This is a genomic window from Streptomyces sp. NPDC111802, from assembly GCF_055634335.1.
On record NZ_JBVKCZ010000017.1, the window covers coordinates 152914 to 171278 of the forward strand.

Genomic DNA, 18365 nt, shown 5'->3' on the forward strand with positions numbered 1-18365 from the left:
CTGGAGCAAGCTGGAGGCCTGCCCGCTGTGCCCGCTCTGCCCACTCGCAGCACGAGCCCCATGGGGAGGATCCGATGACAGTCCGCATCGACAAGCCGTACCGCGTCGAGGGACCGAACGGGCGGGTCGGCCTGCTGGACCTGTTCGAGGGGCGGCCCCAGCTGGTCACGCATCACTTCATGTGGACGTACGACAACGAGTACGACATCCGATGACCCTGCGGAACGAGGCCGCCCGGGGGACGGCCCTCGATGATCGCAGGGGGTGGCGGGCGTGTCTGCTCGGCGGGGCGGTGTTCGCCGTGTGCATGGCCGGCACCACGCTGCCGACTCCCCTCTACGACCATTACCAGGACAAGTTCGGGTTCTCCGAGCTGACGGTCACCATCGTGTACGCCGTGTACGCCTTCGCGGTCATCGGTGTGCTGCTGCTCGCGGGCAATGTCTCGGACGCGGTGGGCAGACGTCCGGTGATTCTGTCGGCCCTGGGCTTCGCGGCACTCAGCGCCGTCTGCTTCCTCCTGGCCACCGCCCTGGGCTGGCTGTATGTGGGACGGCTGCTGTCGGGACTGTCCGCCGGTCTGCTCACCGGGGCCGCCACGGCCTATGTGATGGAACTGGCGCCACGTGACGGCGTCGCCCGGGCGACGTTGGTCGCCACCGCCGCCAACATGGGCGGCCTGGGCTGCGGTCCGCTGCTCGCCGGGGTGCTGGCGCAGTATGCTCCCTGGCCGCTGTATCTGCCGTTCGCCGTGCATCTCGCCCTGGTGGCCTGCTCGGCGGCCGTCGTGCTGTGGCTGCCGGAGACCGTGGCGGAGCGGCGGCCGCTGAAGACCGTACGGCCGCAAGGGGCGAGCCTGCCGCCGCAGGTGCGGTCGGTGTTCGGACCGGCGGCGACCGCCTCGTTCGTGGGTTTCGCCCTGTTCGGGGTGTTCACTTCGGTCAGCCCGGCGTTCCTCGCGGAGTCCCTGAACGAGCGCAACCATGCCGTGAGTGGACTGGTCGTGGCGCTGGCCTTCTTCGCCTCGATCGCCGGGCAACTGGCCGTCGGCCGGGTCGGGGTGAGCCGGTCGCTGCCGTTGGGCTGCGCCGCTCTCCTCGTCGGGCTGGCGCTGCTCGCGGGCGCGTTGTTCTGGGATCTGCTGGCGCTGGTGGTGGCGAGCGCGCTGGTCGGCGGGGCCGGTCAGGGACTGGCGTTCCGCGCGGCGCTGTCCGCCGTGGCCGGGGCGTCCCCGGCGGACCGGCGGGCGGCGGTCATCTCTGCGCTGTTCGTGGTCGCCTACGGCGGCATCTCGGTCCCGGTCATCGGGGTGGGGGTACTGACGGGTCCCATCGGTCTGGAGGGCGCGGGGCTGGTGTTCATCGCCTGTATGACGGTCCTGGTCTCGACGGCGGCCGTCTATCTGCTCCGTCGGCCGGTGCCGTCAGCCGGTCGAGCCACCTAGGTGACAGCGGACGCTCCGAGGGGCTATGCGGTTCCGGGCAGGGCCGCGAGCCAGTCGATGAGGAGTCGGTTGGTCTCCTTCGGGCGTTCCTGCTGGACCCAGTGGCCGCAGCCGTCGAGGACATGCGAGGACAGCAGGCCGGGCAGGGTCGTGGGGTAGGCCTCGATCGCGTCGGCCAGCCAGGTGGTGGAGGCGTCCAGCGCGCCGCCGAGGAACAGCGAGGGCTGGGTGAGGGGGGCGCCGCCGTGGCCGGCGAGGTCCGCCCAGTCCCGGTCCATGTTCCGGTAGCGGTTCAGGGCTCCCGTCATGCCGGTGCGTTCGAACTCCCCGGCATAGAAGTCCAGGTCCGACTCGTCGAGCCAGGCGGGCAGACGTCCGGCGGGGAACCGCTCGCGCAGGGTGCCGCCGGGGGTGACGAAGTGCGGGTCGGGGGCGCCGGGGTCCGGCATGGTGTCGGCGGACAAGGCGGCGTAGAAGCCCGCGAGCCAGCCGCGGACGTCGGGCTCGATCTCGGCCTCGGCGCGACCCGGCTGCTGGAAGTAGGAGACGTAGAACTCCTCCGGGCCGCCCATCATCGCGAAGACCTCGCTCGGCTTCGGTCCGCCGGGCGGGGTGTACGGCACACTCAGCAGCCCGACCGCGCGGAACACATCGGGACGCAGCAGCGCGGAGGTGGCGGCGATGGTCGCGCCCCAGTCGTGCCCCACGATGACGGCGGACCGCTCTCCGAGGGCGTCCACCACGGCGGTGTTGTCCGCGACCAGCTCCAGCATGCGGTAGGCATCCTCCGGCTCGGGCTTGGAGGAACGGCCGTAGCCGCGCACGTCCACGGCGACCGCTCGGTATCCGGCCGCCGCCAGCGCCGGCAGTTGGTGGCGCCAGGAGTACCAGCACTCCGGGAAACCGTGCACGAGGAGAACGAGCGGGCCCGTGCCCTGCTCCACGAGATGGAGCCGACCGGCGGGAGTGGGGACCAGGCGGTGGGTGATGTCCGTTGCGTGGGCGGGGTGCGGCATGTTTCCTCCGGAGCTGCTGCGCGAGGGCTCTGCGTACCGCCATCGTGCGTTGGCCCGGAGAAGCGTCGCGATGTTCGTTGCCGGTTCGGCAAAGTCGTACGGGCCGAGGGGTCGCGGGGGGGGCGAGGTCATGCCTTAAGAGCCCGCCTCACCCGGTTCGTCGAGTGCTCTACGTGAGGTTCGTACCGGCGCGTGCCGAAAGCGCTCGCCGCAGGCACTCGGCGAGGCGGCCGGCGATCGTGCCGTCCGGATCGAGGCGGGGGTTGAAGATCGTCACGTCGAGTCCTACGGCTCCGGGGTCGCCCAGTGCCGTGCTCAGCACGGTCTCCAGCTCCTGCCAGGTCAGCCCGCCCGGCTGCCGGTAGTCGACGGCGGGCATGATCGCGTCGTCCAGGACGTCGACGTCGAGGTGCACCCAGAGCCCGGCGCTCGGCCCGGCGGTGAGCCGGTCGACGGCCCGGCGCGCGGCCGTGGCCGCACCGGACGCGCGCACGTCGTCGAGGTCGATCGTGTGCAGCTCGACCGGCAGTGGCTGCATACCGGCCTCGGCGGACTCGTCGGCGTCGCGGAAGCCGAAGGCCACCACGTCCTCGTCCCGCAGCAGCGGGCCGCGGCCCTCCAGGTCGGTGAGCAGCCGAGGGCCACGCCCCGTGGCCAGGGCGAGTTCCATCGAGGCCGCTTCTCCGTTCGGCTCCGCCGAGGGCTGGTAGAAGTCGGTGTGACCGTCGAGGAACAGCAGTCCGGGACGTCCACGACGGCGCAGCGCGAGAAGGTTGCCGAGCAGGACGGTGCAGTCCCCGCCGAGAACGACCGGGAATCGGCCGCCGTCGAGGGCGTCGCCGACGGCATCGGCCAGCCGGACGGAGTACTCCGCGATGGCGTGGGGATTGAGCACACCGGTGTCGGCGTCCCTCGTCGGGTCGTACGCCGGCGGCTCGACCGTGCCGGACCGCACCGCGTCGAGATCGGCGAGCAGTCCGGCGTCCAGCAGGGCCGCCGGCAGCTCCTGGACTCCGGACGGCCGCAGGCCGAGCACGGACGGTGCCTCGATGATCGCGAGTTCCCGCACGACGGCCCCTTCCGCTGATCCCCGACCGCTGCTGCCGCCCGCCCTCACTCCATCTGTGCCACAGCCGAAGGACCGACACCACTCGGGGCGGGTCTGGGAGGGGCGTTGGGGCTGCGGTGCATCGTGCGGTCGCTGCTCGACGAACAGTCGTGGAGCCGGGCCGGCCGGCGCTGGGTGCCGCTTCGATCGGCTGCGGCATCTGGACCGGCGCCCCCCTCTCGGCGCTCTCTAGATCATTGTTACGGTGCACCGGTGTCTGACTCCTCACGCGATACCGCCGAAGGCGCCGGCTGGGGCGCCGCCGAACTCGGCACGTACAAGCGGCTGATGCCGCACACGGTCGAGAAGATCTCCTGGCTCAACCCCAAGATGCTGTGGGCCGCGCGAAACGGTGTGCTGGCGTCCTGGTTCGGGGATCCCACAGGACGTACCCGAAGCCGCTGGGTGGCCCAGCGGACGGCCGTCGGCGCGCCCGCCGACAAGGTGATCCGGCGGGACGACCCCGACCGGTTCTCCTTCCTCGTCATCGGCGACACCGGCGAGGGCGACGACCCTCAGTACGCCGTCGTGCCAGGGCTTTTGAAGGTGGGTCAGGACACCCGGTTCACGGTCCTCGCCAGTGATGTGATCTATCCCGTCGGAAGCGCCGACGACTACGGCTCCAAGTTCTTCCGCCCCTACCAGGACTACCGGGCGCCCATATACGCGATACCGGGCAATCACGACTGGTACGAGGACCTCGGCGCCTTCATGCGCGTCTTCTGCGACGACGCTCCGCCCCTGACACCGGAGCCCGCGCCACGTCCGCTCAGCGGGGCCTGGCTGCGGCAGCTGCTGTGGCACCGGCCGCGCAAGGGTGACGGCCAACGGCTGTCCGAGGCACGGCAGTTGAGGTCGGCCGCCGGTCAGCGGGCCGTTCAGCCGGGGCCGTACTGGGCGATCGACGCCGGGCCGGTGCGGATCGTCGGAATCGACACCGGGCTGCTCGGCACGATCGACGCCGAGCAGGGCGCCTGGCTGCGTGAGGTGTCGAGGGATCCCCGCCCGAAGATCCTCGTCACGGGCTCGCCGCTGTACGTGGACGGTGAACACCATCCCTGCGCGATCGAGGGCGGCGGCACGGTCGACGAGATCGTCCGTGACCCGGCGCACCGCTATGTCGCGGCGATCGGCGGCGACATCCACAACTACCAGCGCTACCCGGTGCAGGTGGACGGCCGCACGATCCAGTACGTGGTCTCGGGCGGCGGCGGTGCGTTCACGCACGCCACCCACACCATCCCGCGGGTCGACATCGCGAACGTCACCGAGAAGGACTTCCGTTGCTATCCGCTGCGCGGTGACTCCCTGGCCTTCTACAGCAGGCTCTACGGCCGCCGGCTGCGCCTGCGCCGCTTCTTCACCCTCACCGAGGCGCAGGCCACGGCCGTCATCGCCGAACGGCTGGAGATCCAACCGGGTCGTGCGGCGGGCGCGGACGCCCGCATCACCTGGCGCACCCGTCTGGTCGCGGGTCTGCTGGGCACCGGACGCCGTCCCGACCGGGCCAAGCGGTTCCGCCTCCCCGTGCGCAAGATCCACACCCAGCTGTTCTCACCGAGCTCGGCGACGTACAGCCCGCCGTTCTTCAAGCAGTTCCTCCGCCTGGACGTCACCCCGGAGACCGTCCGTCTGCGCTGCTACGCCGCGACCGGCAACCGCGCGCAGGAGGTCGACCCGCCGGTCGAGGACGAGGTGACGATCCCCCTGAACTGATCGCGGGCGGCGGGAACAGCGCGGGACCTGATCGAGTTGGCACCTGGACAGGCCCATTGAAGGTTCAATGATGGAGGAGCCCATGCCGCCCCCCTCACGCCCGCTGCGCAAGCTGGGCTTCCTCACCATCGGCCTCTTCGACGAGGCGGATCCGCGCCGCGGTCATGAGTCCACGCTGGAGATCATCGAGCTGGGCGAACGGCTCGGCTTCGACAGCGCGTGGGTCCGCCATCGCCATCTGCAGTACGGCATCTCCTCCCCCGTCGCCGTCCTTGCGGCGGCCTCGCAGCGCACCAGCCGTATCGCGCTCGGCACGGCGGTCATCCCGCTCGGCTGGGAGAACCCGCTGCGGCTTGCGGAGGACCTGGCGACGGTCGACCTGCTGTCCGGCGGCCGTCTCAATCCGGGCGTGAGCGTGGGTCCCCCGATGCACTTCGACCGGATCAAGGAGGCTCTCTACCCCGACACGGCCGATGGCGAGGACTTCGGCTACGAACGGGTGCGGCGGCTGCTGGACTTCGTGCGGGGCAAGCCCGCCACGGACTTCGGCGGCATGGAGGGCTTCGAGGGCGCGCGGCGGCAGCCGCAGATCGAATACAGCTCCGACCGGGTGCAGCCGCAGGCCCCCGGTCTTGGCAGCCGTATGTGGTACGGCGGCGGCAGCCTGGGTTCGGCGCGGTGGGCCGGCGAGCACGGGGTGAACTTCCTGACCAGCAGCGTCGTCAAGGCGGAGGGCCCCGAGGACGCGGCCGAGGCACCGGACTTCGAGCGGATCCAGCTCTCCCACATCCGCGCCTTCCGCGACCACCACCCCGACGGCGAGCAGGCTCGTGTCTCCCAGGGCCTCGTCGTCATCCCGACCGACTCCGCGACGCCCGAACAGCGAGCGAAGTACGAGGAGTACGTCGCCGAGCGCACCCCGCGCACCACGTCACCGCAGGGTCCGGCGCGGCTGCTGTTCGCGCCGCACCTCGTCGGCACCTCGGCGGAGATCGCCGAACGCCTGCACGCCCACGCCGCGTTCCGTGAGGTGGACGAGGTGGCGTTCGCGCTGCCGTTCACCTTCGAGCACGAGGACTATGTGCAGATCCTCACCGATGTCGCGACCCGGCTGGGTCCGGCACTGGGCTGGCGCCCGGCGGCCTGAGCGGCGGTTCTCCCTCCTCGGCGAGGACTCGGTCGAGCAGGTGCAGCGGGGCGGGCCGTATCCCGGCCGCCTCGACCGCGTCCCAGTGGGCGAGCGCTCGGGGCAGGTCCACCAGGCCATGGATCAGGGGCAGTTCGCCGGGGGCGCGGCCGGGTGCCGTGAGGTGGGCGTGGAGCAGTGACTCCAGTCGGCACGAGGCCAGGGTGCCCGCGATCCCGGGCCGCATGGCGAAGCCCGCGCTCGCCACCGTCGGCAGGTCCTCGCTGAGCCGTGTCCGCGTGGAGCCGACGGCCAGCAGTCCGCCGCCGACCACCAGGACGTCCCGGTCCCGGGTCATGCGGTCCAGAGCGCTCGCAGTGTCGAAACAGTGCGGGAAGGAGTCGTCGACGACGATCGTGCCGGGGCGCAGGCGATCGACGTCCAGGATGTTCGCCGCGCCGCTGACGGCGGTGACGATCACGTCGGCAGCGTAGACCGCCCGGGGCAGCGTCCGCCCCGATTCGACGACCTGGACCGGCATCTCCGGATGCTCGGACGACAGCTCCGCCGCCAGCTGTTCGAGTCGCGCGGCGCTGCCGGGCACGTCGCACAGCAGCAGCCGGGCCGGTGGGCGGGAGGCCGTCGCCAGCAACAGTCGTAGGGACGAGGTTCCGATGGAGCCGCAGCCGACGGCGGCGAGCGACAGCTCGTCGAGGCGGCGGCCGGTCGCCGCGAGCGCGGCATGGACGGTCTTCGCCACGGCGACGGTCGTGGTCGCGTGTCCGGTGGTGATCGCCGCGTCGGTCGTGGCCTCCCGCAGGACGTCGTAGCCGTAGCCGGTGAGCGACGGGATCATGCCCGCGAGCGAGACACAGCGGGCGCCGAGTGAGGCGGCGTGCTCGACGGCGCGGGCGGTGCGGGCCGCCAGATCGCCCGTCGGGGCCAGTTCGTCGGCGAAGAGCGGCAGGGCGACGAAGCCGGAGTTCCCCAGCGGGGTCCCGGTCTCCTCCAGCAGACGGGCACGGCCGTCCGGGAAGAGCAGTGCGCGGATCTCCTCGCGACCGAAGCCGGGGCTGTCGTACGGGAGTCCGGCGAGGGCGGCGAGATGGTGCGGGGCGGGCAGGTATCCGACGAGTGCGGCGTCGAGCCGGGGGCGCCGACGTCGGCCGGGGCCGCTGACGGCCTCGCTCAGCTGCCGCCGCAACTCCTCGGCGAACCCGGCCACTTCACCGTGCGTGAGCGCGGCCGCCGAGGCCCGGACGGTGACCCGCAGGCCCTCGCCGTCCGCCACCGGCCGTACGGCAAGGAACACATCGGTGCCGAGCGGCGGCGGGGCGAGGGAGGTGTCGGACTCGTCCGCGTGCAGCGACAGGCCGCCGTCCGCCTCGGAGCCCAGGCCCGTGAAGTCGAGGAAGGTGAAGAAGAACTGGGCGTGGTACGGCAGCCCCGCCGCAGTGCGCACTTCGCCGGGGCCCTCGGCCCTGGCCAGGTCCGCCTCGGCGGCGAGACACCGCATGTCGTCGTCGAAGCCGACCGGTCGGGTCTCGGTCGCTGCGCCGGCGGGCGGCGCGGGGCGCAGTGCCACCGCCTCCGCGAACGGGCCGAACACCCGATGCGCGTCCGCCGTGGACTCCTCGCGTCCGGTGACGGCGAGCCCCAGCATGAGGTCGCGCCGGCCGGTGAGGTCGGCGAGCGCGCGGTAGTACGCGGTGAGCAGCGGCGCGTACAGGGTGCGGTGCGCTGCTCGGGCGAGACGGCGCAATCCGCCGGTGGTGGCTGCGTCCAGGGTGAATCCCGTGGTGTGGAACGCCGGTTGCGCGTCGGCGTCGTCGGCGGTCGGCCGACGCAGCACGGGCGGGGTGTAGGGCGCGCGGACACGCGCGCGGTACGCCTCGGCCTCGGGTCCTTGCGGGCGGGGCCGTACGGCGGACTGGGTCACGTGGTCGCGGAAGGTGCTGTCGAGCGGCGGGAGGCCGTGCGGCAGGCCGCGGTGGAGGCGGTCGTAGGCGGTGAGAAGTTCCCTGGTGAGGAGGGCGGCACTGTAGCCGTCGCCGATGAGGTGGTGGGCGTGGACGAGGAGGACGTGCTCGGTGGGTGCCAGGGTGAACAGCCGCAGCCGGAGCAACGGCCAGGCCCATGGCTCCAGTCGGCGCCGCGCCTCCTCGGCGATCCGCTGCTCCAGCAGGTCGGGGTGCGCGAGGGTCTCCGACTCGACCGGCAGGCGCAACGAGTCCGGCAGCTCCTGCTGCGCGGGCGGACGGGCGCCCGCCGGGAAGACGGTCCGCAGCATCGGATGACGGGCCACCAGAACGTCCACGGCACGCTGGAGGACGTCCTGGCGCAGCGGCCCGCTCAGCCGGAACCGGGCGAGCCAGCCGGAGCCCGCGTCGGGGTTGATGGTGTCGGCGAGCAGGAAGCCCCGTTGGGAGGGCGTGAGTGGGTAGGGGCCGGCGGGCTGCGCGGGAGCGGCCGGCGGGGTCGGGCGGAGCGCCGACGCCTCGGTGGCGGCGGAGTCGACAGCCGCCGCGATGGCGCTCACCGTGCGGTGGGTGTAGACGGTCGTCGGCCGGGGCACCGCGGGCAGTTCCTCGCGCAGCCGGGCGAAGAGTTCCAGCACCATGATGGAGTCGCCGCCGAGTTCGAAGAAGTCGTCCTCGCGGGTGACGTCCGGTACGTCCAGCAGAGCCGACAGGATGCGCGCCACGGTCTGCTCGGTGCGGGTGGCGGGCGGGGTTCGGTGCCCGCCGGTCCGGGGCTCCGGGTGCGCGGGCTCGTCCGTCGTCTCGCTCTCGGGGGCCAGCCGGTTCCGGTCGATCTTGCCGGTGCCGGTGAGGGGCATCACGGGCAGCGTGCGGATGTGTCCGGGCAGCATGTACGACGGCAGCACACGGGACAGGAAGGCTCGCACCTCGCGCGGGTCCGGCTCGGCGGCTCCGGTCCGGGGCTCGAGGTACGCCACCAGCCGTCCGTCGGCGAGCAGTACGGCGGCACGGGCGACGTCCGGGTGGGTGAGCAGTGCCGCCTCGACCTCGCCGAGTTCCACTCGATGCCCTCGGACCTTGACCTGGTCGTCGCGGCGGCCGAGGAACTCCAGTACACCGTCCGCGCTTTGGCGGACCCGGTCACCGCTGCGGTACCAGCGGCGGCCGTCGCGTTCGACGAAGGCCTCGGCGGTGAGCTGCGGGTCGCCGAGGTAACCCGGGGTCAGGCCCGTTCCGGCGATGAGCAGTTCACCGGCCTCGCCGGGAGCACACTGGCGTCCGTCCTCGGCGACGACGGCCAGTTCGGTGCCGGCCACGGGGCGGCCGATGGGCAACTGCCGTACGTCGTCGGCCGGGCGGGCGTCGATGATGTGGCAGGTGGCGTTGATGGTGGCCTCGGTGGGCCCGTACAGGTTGGAGATCCTGTGCTCCGCTCCCCCGCGTGTGTCGAGCAGATCGAACCACCGGCGCACATGCGCGGCGGGCAGTGCCTCGCCGCCGACGTGCACCCAGCGCAGTGCCGACAGGTCCGGAGGGGTGCCGTCCTGCCTCGTCCGGGTCTCGGCGGCGGTCAGCAGCCGCTCCCACAGCGTCGGCACCGAACTCCACACCGTGATCCGGTCGTCGACGAGACGGTCCAGGAGCGCCTCGGGATCGCGCAGCAGATCCCGGGTGAGGGTGTGGACGGTGGCGCCGGCCAGCAGCGGTGCCAGCAACTGGCGTACGGAGGCGTCGAAGCAGACGGACGCGGTCTGCACGAGGTGGTCGTCGGGGCCGTAGCCGAAGGTGGTCAGTGACCAGTCGAGGTAGTTCAGCATGGACCGGTGGGTGATGGGGACCGCCTTGGGGCGCCCGGTGGAACCCGAGGTGAAGATCACGTAGGCGATGGCGTCCGGGTCGGCGGGCGGTGGCTCGATCGGGTTCCGCGCGGCCGGGGACCGGTCGTCGGCGGTGACCGGTAGAACGCCGTCCAGCGCGTCGACGGTCTCGCGCGTCTCGGCGTGGCAGACCACCGCGCCGGCGCCGGTGCGCGTGACCTGGTCCCGCAGCCGGGCCACGGGATGGGCCGGGTCGAGGGGCACCCAGCCCGCGCCCGCCCGGAGGATGCCCACCACGCCCACGACGGTGTCCGGGCCGGGTTCGGTGAGCAGGCCGACCAGGTCTCCGGGGCGTACGCCCTTGGCGTGCAGCCGGGTCGCGAGGGACGCGGAGGCGGCGTCGAGTTCGGCGTAGGTGAGCGTGGCGCTGCCGGTGTTCACCGCGACGGCCGTCGGTGTCGCCCGGAACCGGGCACACAGACGGTCGACGATCCCCGCCTCATCGTCGTGCCTCCGGGCGGGGGCGGACTGCTCGGTGGTGGCCCGCAGTTCCCGCACGAACTCCCCCGCCAGGCGCTCGACGGTCTCTCGGCGGAAGAGATACGCGGGGTGGTTCCAGGAGAAGTGCAGTGACTCGTCCGATTCCCAGCACAGCAGTCCCAGCCTGGTCGCCGCGGAGGCGGTGGCCGCCGCGGTCGGCGTCACGGTGACCGGCCAGTCCCGGCCGTGGCTCACGGGGAAGCGGGCGAAGCTGAACCCGGCCGGGGCGACCGTGCGGGGAGCGGGGCCGGTGGCGGGCAGCAGCGCGGCGATGTCGGGGCTGGTGAGGGTCCCGTGGGCCTCCGCCTCTCGCCAGATCCGCCGCAGCCGCTGGGCCAGCGCGGTCACGGGCTCATCGGGGTCGACGGTGACGAACACGGGGAGCGTGTCGGCGAGCGGCCCCACAAGGCGGTCGATCCCGGGCAGCGGCGCTTCCCGCCGGGCACGCGCCACGTTCACGGCGACGGCCCGCTGGCCTCCCCAGCGGGCCAGGCAGCGGCCGTACACCGCGAGGAGCAGATGGAAGAGGGAGACGTCGTGCCCGGCCGCCGTCTCTCGCAGTGCGGCCGTGAGCGAGGCGTCGACGGTCGACTGGTGGTGAGTGAGCGGCGGAGCCGGGAGGGCCTCCGGGTCGCCGTCGTACGGCAGCGCCGGGGCCGTGGCCGCCGCCGTGTGCTCGGCGACGCGCTCACGCCAGTACCGCTGGTCCCGGGTGAACGCCGGGGACTCGCGGTCGGCGGTGACGAGGGCCGTGTAGTCGGTGAACTCCGTGCGTGGGGGCGGGAGTTCGAAGGGGTGGGCTTGGGCGAGCGCGCTGTACAGGGACCAGAGTTCCTCGCACAGGACCTTCAGGCTGAAGCCGTCCGCCGCGCTGTGGTGGACGACGAGCAGCAGATGGGCGAGGTGGGCGTGCTCGCGGTCGCGGATCAGGACGGCGCGGGCCGGGGCTTCGGCGGTCAGGTCGAACGGGCGGTTGTACAGCCGCCGTTCGAGGTCGGCGACCGCGGTGGGGGTGTCCGGCTCGTGGACCTCGTACCAGCGGGGAGCGCGGTCGGTGGGCTCGGCGGGCGCGGTGTACTGGCGCGGTGGCGTGCCCTCGGTGATGCGTAGCCGCAGCATGGCGTGGCGTGCGGCGAGGTGGGCGAGTGCCTGGCCGAGGAGGTCGGGGTCGAGGGGGCCGCGGATGGTCTGGCGGATGTAGCCGTAGGCGGTGAGGCCTTGGTAGAGCGCCTCGGTGGTGAGGAAGGCGAGTTGCAGGGGCGTGAGGGGGCTCGGGGTGTTCGCCCGGGGGCGGCTCACGGGGGTGGGCACGGCGGGGGCTTCCGGCCGCTGGGTGCTGAGGTGTGCGGTCAGTTCGCCGACCGTCCGGTGCTCGAAGAGCAGCGTGGCGGGCAGCGGCAGCCCGAGTTCCGCCTCCAGGCGGCGTGCGAGGTCGACGGCGGTGAGCGAGTCCAGGCCGAGGCTGAGGAACTGCTCGTCGGCGCCTATGTCCTCGGGGGCTCGGTGGAGGGCCTCGGCCAGGAGGCGGCGGATCAGGTCCGTGATGCGGGTGGGTTCGCCGAGTGACGCGGCCGTCATGGTGGCCGGGCGGTCCGGAGCGGTGGCGGTCTCAGCGGGCGTAGGGGGCATCGGGAGGTGCACGGCATCGGGGGCGACGGTCTGTGCCGACGCCTCCGTGGAGGTCACCAGCAGGTGCGCGGCGTCGGCAGCGACCGCCGTCCGTAGAGCCGTGATCGCGGCCCGCGGGCTCATCGGGCTCAGACCGCGAGCGCGCAGACGTGCCTCGGCCGGTGACCCGGCGGCCAGGCCCGCGTCGGCGACGGGCCCGAAGCCGATCGACTGCCAGGGCCGGCCCGCAGCGCGCTCGGCGGCGGCGAAGGCGTCCAGGAAGGCGTTGGCCGCCGCGTAGTCGCCGAGGGCGCCCGCCAGTCCGGGCAGGACCGACGAGACGGAGGAGAAGGCGACGCATACGGCCGGTTCCTGGCCGTGTCGGCGCAGCGCCTCGGCGAGCAGGGCCGTGCCGCGCACCTTCGCGGCGAGCACCTGTCCGATCTCCTCGTCGGTCTTGGCGCGGAGGGTGCCCGGCCGGACCCTTCCCGCGGCGTGGAACAGCCCGTCCAGCGGGGGCAGTACGGCGAACAGCGCGTCGACGGCGGCCTCGTCGGTCACGTCGGCCGCGTGGTACCGGGCCCACGCACCCTGGGCCCGGAGTTCGGCGAGAAGCCCGTCGGGCACGTGCTCGGAACGCCCGGTGAGGATCAACTCGCAGGCGCCACGCCCCGCCAGGTCACGCGCGAGCGCGGAACCGAGCCCTCCGGCTCCCCCGGTGATCAGATAGGTGCCGTCCGGCGGCAGTTCCCCAAGCGGTGCGGGACTCTCCTTCTCCGCCACGTCGGCAGGCGTACGGCCGAGCCGGCGCCCGGACCGCCACGCGACCGCGGTCTCCGCCCCCGGCTCCTGAGCCGAGCCCAACTCCCCTACCAGGGCGTCGACTCGGGCGGCGAGCGCGTCGCCGGAGGACAGGTCGACGCCACGCACGGCGAGCCCTGGGTGCTCGTCCGGGAGCGCCAGCGCGAAGCCGTGCAGGAGTGCCTGCGCCGGGTTCGGCTGTTCCATATCCGAGGTGCCGGTGGCGTAGGCGTCCTCGGTGACCACAAGGAGGCGTGAGCGGTCGGGCAGCAGGTCGAGGGCGTGGCGCAGTGAGGTGACGGCGGCCTTGGTGGCGGCGTCCAGGCCCTGCGGGCTCCCGTCCTGCGCGCCCCCCTCCTCTCCCAGCCACACCACGGTCTCCGCCTGCGTCGTGACGGCGTCGTCGTCGCCCAGCACCGTCACCCCGCGGTCGACGAGCCGCTCGGTCAGCGCCCGGCCGAGCGCTCGGTCGCCGCCCAGCAGCCGTACCACGCGGGGCCCGGTGCCGGGCGTGAGCGGTGCGTCCCGCCAGTCGAGGCGCCGCACCAGGGACGCCGCGCCGGTCCTGCGCGGCCAGTGACGGGTGCGCTGGAAGGGGTACGTCGGTACCGGCACCCTCGGCCGCCCGGCGGCAGGGGTCATCCGGTCCAGGGCCACACCACGGGCCCAGAGCCGACCGGCCGTCTCCAGCAGTGCCCGCGCGGCGCTCCCTTCCTCGTCACGGCCCGCCCCTGGAAGGACTCCCGTCGACAGCACCGCCACGTCCGAGGTGTCCCGCGTAGCGGCGACGGCACGGATCGCCCCGCCCAGGGTGTTCCCGGGCCCGAGTTCGAGGAAGGTGTCGTAGCCCTCGTCCAGAAGCCGCGCCACCGCGGCCCCGAACCGCACCGGCTCGACCGCGTGCCGCTGCCAGTAGCCGGGCGTGAGAGCGGGCTGCCACTCCCCGCTGACCGTGCTGAGGATCGGTACGGCCGCCCGCTTGACCGCCAGCCCCTCCGCGGCATCCCGCAGCGGAGCAAGGACCGGCTCAAGCAGCGGTGAGTGGAAGGCATGAGAGACCCGGAGCCTGCGCGTGGCCACGCCCCGTCTCGTCAGCTCCGCGAGGGCTCGCTCCACGGCGTCCTCGGCGCCCGAGATCACCACCTGCTCCGGCCCGTTGACGGCGGCGACGCTGACCGGACCGACGAAATCGGCCACGGTGTCCTCGTCTCCCCTCACCGCGGCCATGGCTCCGGGCAGGGCCAGTTCACCCACCAACCGCCCGCGCTCCGCGGCGAACCCGACCGCCTCGGCCAGGCTCAGCGAACCGGCGACACACGCCGCCGCGATCTCGCCCACGCTGTGCCCGGCGACGGCGTCGGCGGACACGCCCCACTCCGTCAACTGCCGGGCCAGGCCCACCCCGAACGCCACGAGCAGCGGCTGAGCCACCTCCGTCCTCGCCAACTCCCCGGCATCCACACGGGGATCGAGGCACCACTCGGCGAGCGAGCGCCCGAGCACGGACCCCGTCAGCGAGGACGCCTCGTCGAGCGCCTCCCGGAACACCGGCGCCGAGCGGTACAGCGCGCTCCCCTGGCCGGGTCGCTGGGCGCCCTGGCCCGGCAGCAGGAACACCGTCCGGGGCCGGGAGCGAGCGACCGTGAAGTCCGTGGCGCGAACGGCGTCGAGTCGGTCCGCGAGATCGCCGTCGGCGACCACGACGAGGCGGTGGGGACCGTCGTCGCGGGCGGTGTTGACGCTCGCGCAGACGTCCGCCTCGGGCAGTTCCGGGTGCGTGCGCACATGCGCGGCCAGATCGGCGGCAGCCACGCGGAGGGCGTCGGGGCCGTGGGCCGACAGCGTGAGGAGGTGCGGGCCGTCGACGGCGGGCGGCGCGGCGGCCGTCCGTCCGGCCGCCTCCTCCAGGACGGCGTGTGCGTTGGTGCCGCCGAAGCCGAAGGCGTTGACGCCCGCGATCAGGGGCCCGGGGGCCCGCCATTCCAGTTGCTCGGTGACGAGTCGGAAGCCGGGGGCGACGCGTGCCAGGTAGGGGGCGGCTGGGGTGGTGTTCGGGGAGGGCGGGACCTGCCGGTGCTGGAGCGCGAGGATTGTTTTGACCAGGCCCGGCATTCCGGCGGCGTTCAGCAGGTGTCCGATGTTCGCCTTGACCGAGCCGAGCAGGCGCGGAAGCCCGTCCGTGCGGGGCGGGAAGGCGTGGCCGAGTGACTGTGCCTCGACGGGGTCGCCGACCGGAGTGCCGGTGCCGTGCGCCTCGACGTACGACACCGTGTCGGGGTCGATGCCGCACTCGTCGTACGCCTGGCTGATGACCTCGCGCTGGGTGCGCGGGTTGGGGGCGAGCAGGCTCAGCGACCGGCCGTCGTTGTTGACGGCCGTGCCCCGTACCAGGGCGAGCACCGGATCGCCGTCCCGCAGCGCGTCGTCCATGCGGGCGAGGACGAGGGCCGCTCCGCCCTCGCCGGGAACGATTCCGTCGGCGGTGGCGCCGAAGGGCCGGCTGGCGCCCGTCGGGGACAGTGCGCCCGCGCGGGCGAGCAGTCGGTGGCCGGTCGGGGTGAGGGCGAGCTGGGCGCCGCCGACAACGGCGACATCGCACTCGCCGCTCTGCAGGCTGCGCCGTGCCAGGTGGAGCGCCACGAGCGCCGAGGAGCAGGCGGTGTCCACGGCCAGGGCGGGGCCGTCGAGGTCGAGTGCCTGGGAGAGGCGGGCGGCGATCAGATTGGGCAGGTTGCCGGTGAGGGCGCCGGGATGGGCGGCCAGGTCGCCGTCGGCGGCCGAGGCCAGGATCTCGCGGTAGCCGCTGTCGCCGACGGCGGCGAACACGCCGACCCGGCGGCCGTGGCGGCGCGCGCCCGCGTACCCGGCGCGTTCCAGCGCCTCGTGGGCCAGCTCAAGGAAGATCCGCGCCTGGGGGTCGGTGGCACGGGCCTCCTCGTCGTCCATGCCGAAGCGGGTGGCGTCGAAGTCCGCGGGGTCGGGGAGGAAGGAGCCGTGGAAGCCGGGGGCGCCCTCCCACCGTCCGTCGGGTGCGGAGGTCAGTGTGTCGCGGCCGGAGACGAGCAGCTCCCAGAAGGCCTCGGGCGTCTGCGCGCCGGGGAAGCGGCAGGCCATGCCGAGAACGGCCACCGGCCGGTTCGCCGCGCCCGGGTGGGGCGATGCCGAGCCGCGCCCCTCGGCAGTACCTGACACCCCGTCAACATCTGCCAGCAGGGCCAGCACATGCCCGGCCAGGGCGGCGACGGTGTCATGGTCGCGCAGGACACGGGGCTCCACGGAGACGGAGAAGGTGTCCTCGATCCCGGCGAGCACCGCCATCGCCTTGAGCGAGGAGCCGCCAAGGGCGAAGAAGCGGTCGTCCCGGCCGATGTCGGCCGCAGAGAGGTCCAGCACCTGGGCCCAGATCCCCCGGACCGCTTCCTCGACGTCACGCCGCGAACGCGGCGACCCGGCCCTGTGGGGGCCGCGCTGCTCGTGCCGGGCGGTCGAGCCCTCGGCCCGCACGGTCGCGATCCGTTCCTCGACGGCCGTATAGGCGCCCGCCTCGAACCGGTCCCGCATCAGCGCGCGCCGCAGCTTGCCGCTGGTGGTCCGGGGAAACGCCCCCGGTGGCAGGGGCAGCACCCGTACGTCGTCGTGGCCCAGTGCCTCCCGGACCCGGGCCGCCGCCGCGTCCAGCACCGGAAGTGCCTTGGTCAGGGCGGGCCTTGCCCACTGCACGAAGACCACCACCCGGTCGCCGCCGGTGTCCGGATCGGTGGACCCGATCGCCGCCACCGTCCCCTGGGGCAGTCCCGGGGTGGCGGCCACGGTCTCCTCCAGATCGGGGGCGTGGAAGGTACGGCCGCCGACGAACACGACGTCCTTGTGCCGGCCGGTGACACAGAGCCGGCCCTCGCTCAGGAAGCCCAGGTCGCCGGTGCGCAGCCAGCCCTCGGTGAACGCGGACGCGGTCGCCTCGGGAGTGCGGTGATAGCCGAGTGCCAGCTGGGGGCCGCGGACCTCGATGTGGCCGACCCTCCCGTCGCCGAGTGGTTTGCCGGAGTCGTCGGTGACACGGATCTCGCAGCCCGGCACGGGACGGCCCACGTCCATGAACTCGACGGCGTCCGGGCCGGGGCCCGCGAGGACGGCCCGACCTCGGCTGAGCGCCTTCCGGTCCAGTCGCAGGGGCGCGGCGACCTCCCCGAGCGGGGGCACCGTCACGGCGAGCGTGGCCTCGGCAAGTCCGTACACGGGAAGCATGGCCCGGGCATCCAGCCCCGCCGGCTCCGCCTTGGCGGTGAACTCCCGCCACACGCGCGGTGCGATCGGCTCGGCACCCACCAGCATCAGGCGTACGGAGCTCAGGTCCAGTGCGTCCCAGGTGCTGTCCGGCACGCGCCGCACCGCGAGCGCCAGCGCGAAGTTCGCCGCCGACAGCAGGGTCGCCCGGTGCCGCGCCACCGACTCCAGCCACAGCGCGGGGCGCTTGGCGAAGGCCAGGGGTTCGAGCCGTATCTGCTTCAGGCCCGCCGCCATGGGGACGAGGTGAGTGCCTATCAGGCCCATGTCGTGGAAGTACGGCATCCAACTGGCCACGATGTCGTCGGGGGTGATCGCCATCGCGGTGCGGATTTGCCGGAGGTTGGCGAGGACGGCCTCGTGGGTGAGTTCCACGCCCTTGGGTGCGCCCGTGCTGCCCGACGAGAACTGGAGGAACGCGAGGTCCTGTGGGCTCCGGCGGGGCAGCGTGCCGGGCGGGCGGCTCTCGCGCAGGGCGCCCAGCCGCAGGGCGCGCACCGGGCCGGGGAGCTCGGCGAGCAGGTCCTCGGTGGTGTCGTCCACCAGGACGGCGGGCCTGCCGAGGAACTCCCACACCGGTCCGACCCGTCGCGCCTGCGCGGCGAGCGGCACAGGCACGAGCCCGGCCGCCAGCGCTCCCCAGAACATCGGCTGGAAGTCCTCGCCGAGAGCCGCGAGGAGAGGTACCGGGGTGCCGGGTTCCAGTCCCGCCGCGCGCAGGCCGCCGGCCACCCGCAGCGCGTCGTCACGGAGCTCGGCGAAGGTCACCGCGTGTTCGCCGCCGTCTCCGCGGACATGGACGACGACCTGCCCGGGGGCCTCCTCGGCGGCGTGCAGAAGCACGTCGAGGAGCGTGACGGCCGTACGGGGTCCCGGAGTCGGCATGTGCTTCCTTCCCTCGTCGCACGCGGCGAGGGCACGCG

7 protein-coding genes are annotated in these 18365 nt (G+C 73.4%); 4 read left to right on the forward strand and 3 right to left on the reverse strand.

Features of this window, described 5'->3' with window-relative positions:
- Positions 1 to 74: 74 nt before the first annotated feature.
- Together ACZ7NC_RS20710 and ACZ7NC_RS20715 are read left to right on the forward strand one after the other, a co-directional pair.
- Positions 75 to 215, forward strand: a complete 141-nt coding sequence (locus tag ACZ7NC_RS20710) for a DUF899 family protein (RefSeq protein ID WP_471490165.1) — start codon at positions 75 to 77, stop codon at positions 213 to 215.
- Positions 212 to 1444: an MFS transporter gene (locus tag ACZ7NC_RS20715; protein ID WP_471490167.1), complete on the forward strand. Its 1233-nt coding sequence runs from the start codon at positions 212 to 214 to the stop codon at positions 1442 to 1444. Before ACZ7NC_RS20710 ends, ACZ7NC_RS20715 begins: the two co-directional genes overlap by 4 nt.
- Before the next feature lie 23 nt (positions 1445 to 1467).
- Here the strand turns inward: ACZ7NC_RS20715 and ACZ7NC_RS20720 are convergent, their stop codons facing one another.
- Both ACZ7NC_RS20720 and ACZ7NC_RS20725 read right to left on the reverse strand, forming a co-directional pair.
- Positions 1468 to 2460 carry an alpha/beta fold hydrolase gene (locus tag ACZ7NC_RS20720; protein WP_471490168.1) on the reverse strand — a complete coding sequence of 331 codons (993 nt, stop codon included), beginning with the start codon at positions 2458 to 2460 and terminating at the stop codon, positions 1468 to 1470.
- Between the two features lie 169 nt (positions 2461 to 2629).
- On the reverse strand, positions 2630 to 3529 hold the full coding sequence (locus tag ACZ7NC_RS20725; RefSeq protein ID WP_471490170.1) for an arginase family protein: 900 nt from the start codon (positions 3527 to 3529) through the stop codon (positions 2630 to 2632).
- A gap of 252 nt (positions 3530 to 3781) precedes the next feature.
- Here ACZ7NC_RS20725 and ACZ7NC_RS20730 point away from each other — a divergent pair, with 252 nt between their 5' ends.
- Both ACZ7NC_RS20730 and ACZ7NC_RS20735 read left to right on the forward strand, forming a co-directional pair.
- A complete protein-coding gene (locus ACZ7NC_RS20730) occupies positions 3782 to 5284 on the forward strand; it encodes a metallophosphoesterase family protein (protein WP_471490172.1) in 1503 nt (500 codons plus the stop codon).
- 82 nt (positions 5285 to 5366) lie between these two features.
- Complete coding sequence (locus ACZ7NC_RS20735) at positions 5367 to 6431, forward strand: LLM class flavin-dependent oxidoreductase (protein ID WP_471490173.1); 1065 nt, start codon at positions 5367 to 5369, stop codon at positions 6429 to 6431.
- On the opposite strand, the gene ACZ7NC_RS20740 is transcribed toward ACZ7NC_RS20735, so the two are convergent.
- Positions 6376 to 18327 carry an amino acid adenylation domain-containing protein gene (locus tag ACZ7NC_RS20740; protein ID WP_471490175.1) on the reverse strand — a complete coding sequence of 3984 codons (11952 nt, stop codon included), beginning with the start codon at positions 18325 to 18327 and terminating at the stop codon, positions 6376 to 6378. The two genes, ACZ7NC_RS20735 and ACZ7NC_RS20740, sit on opposite strands and share 56 nt — an antisense overlap.
- Positions 18328 to 18365: the final 38 nt, after the last annotated feature.

What these genes read in the sequence shown, in the direction of transcription:
- ACZ7NC_RS20715 (WP_471490167.1), top strand. Translation starts at nt 212, where the DNA reads ATGACCCTGCGGAACGAGGCCGCCCGGGGGACGGCCCTCGATGATCGC.
- ACZ7NC_RS20720 (WP_471490168.1), bottom strand. Translation starts at nt 2,460, where the DNA reads ATGCCGCACCCCGCCCACGCAACGGACATCACCCACCGCCTGGTCCCC.
- ACZ7NC_RS20735 (WP_471490173.1), top strand. Translation starts at nt 5,367, where the DNA reads ATGCCGCCCCCCTCACGCCCGCTGCGCAAGCTGGGCTTCCTCACCATC.
- ACZ7NC_RS20710 (WP_471490165.1), top strand. Translation starts at nt 75, where the DNA reads ATGACAGTCCGCATCGACAAGCCGTACCGCGTCGAGGGACCGAACGGG.
- ACZ7NC_RS20740 (WP_471490175.1), bottom strand. Translation starts at nt 18,327, where the DNA reads ATGCCGACTCCGGGACCCCGTACGGCCGTCACGCTCCTCGACGTGCTT.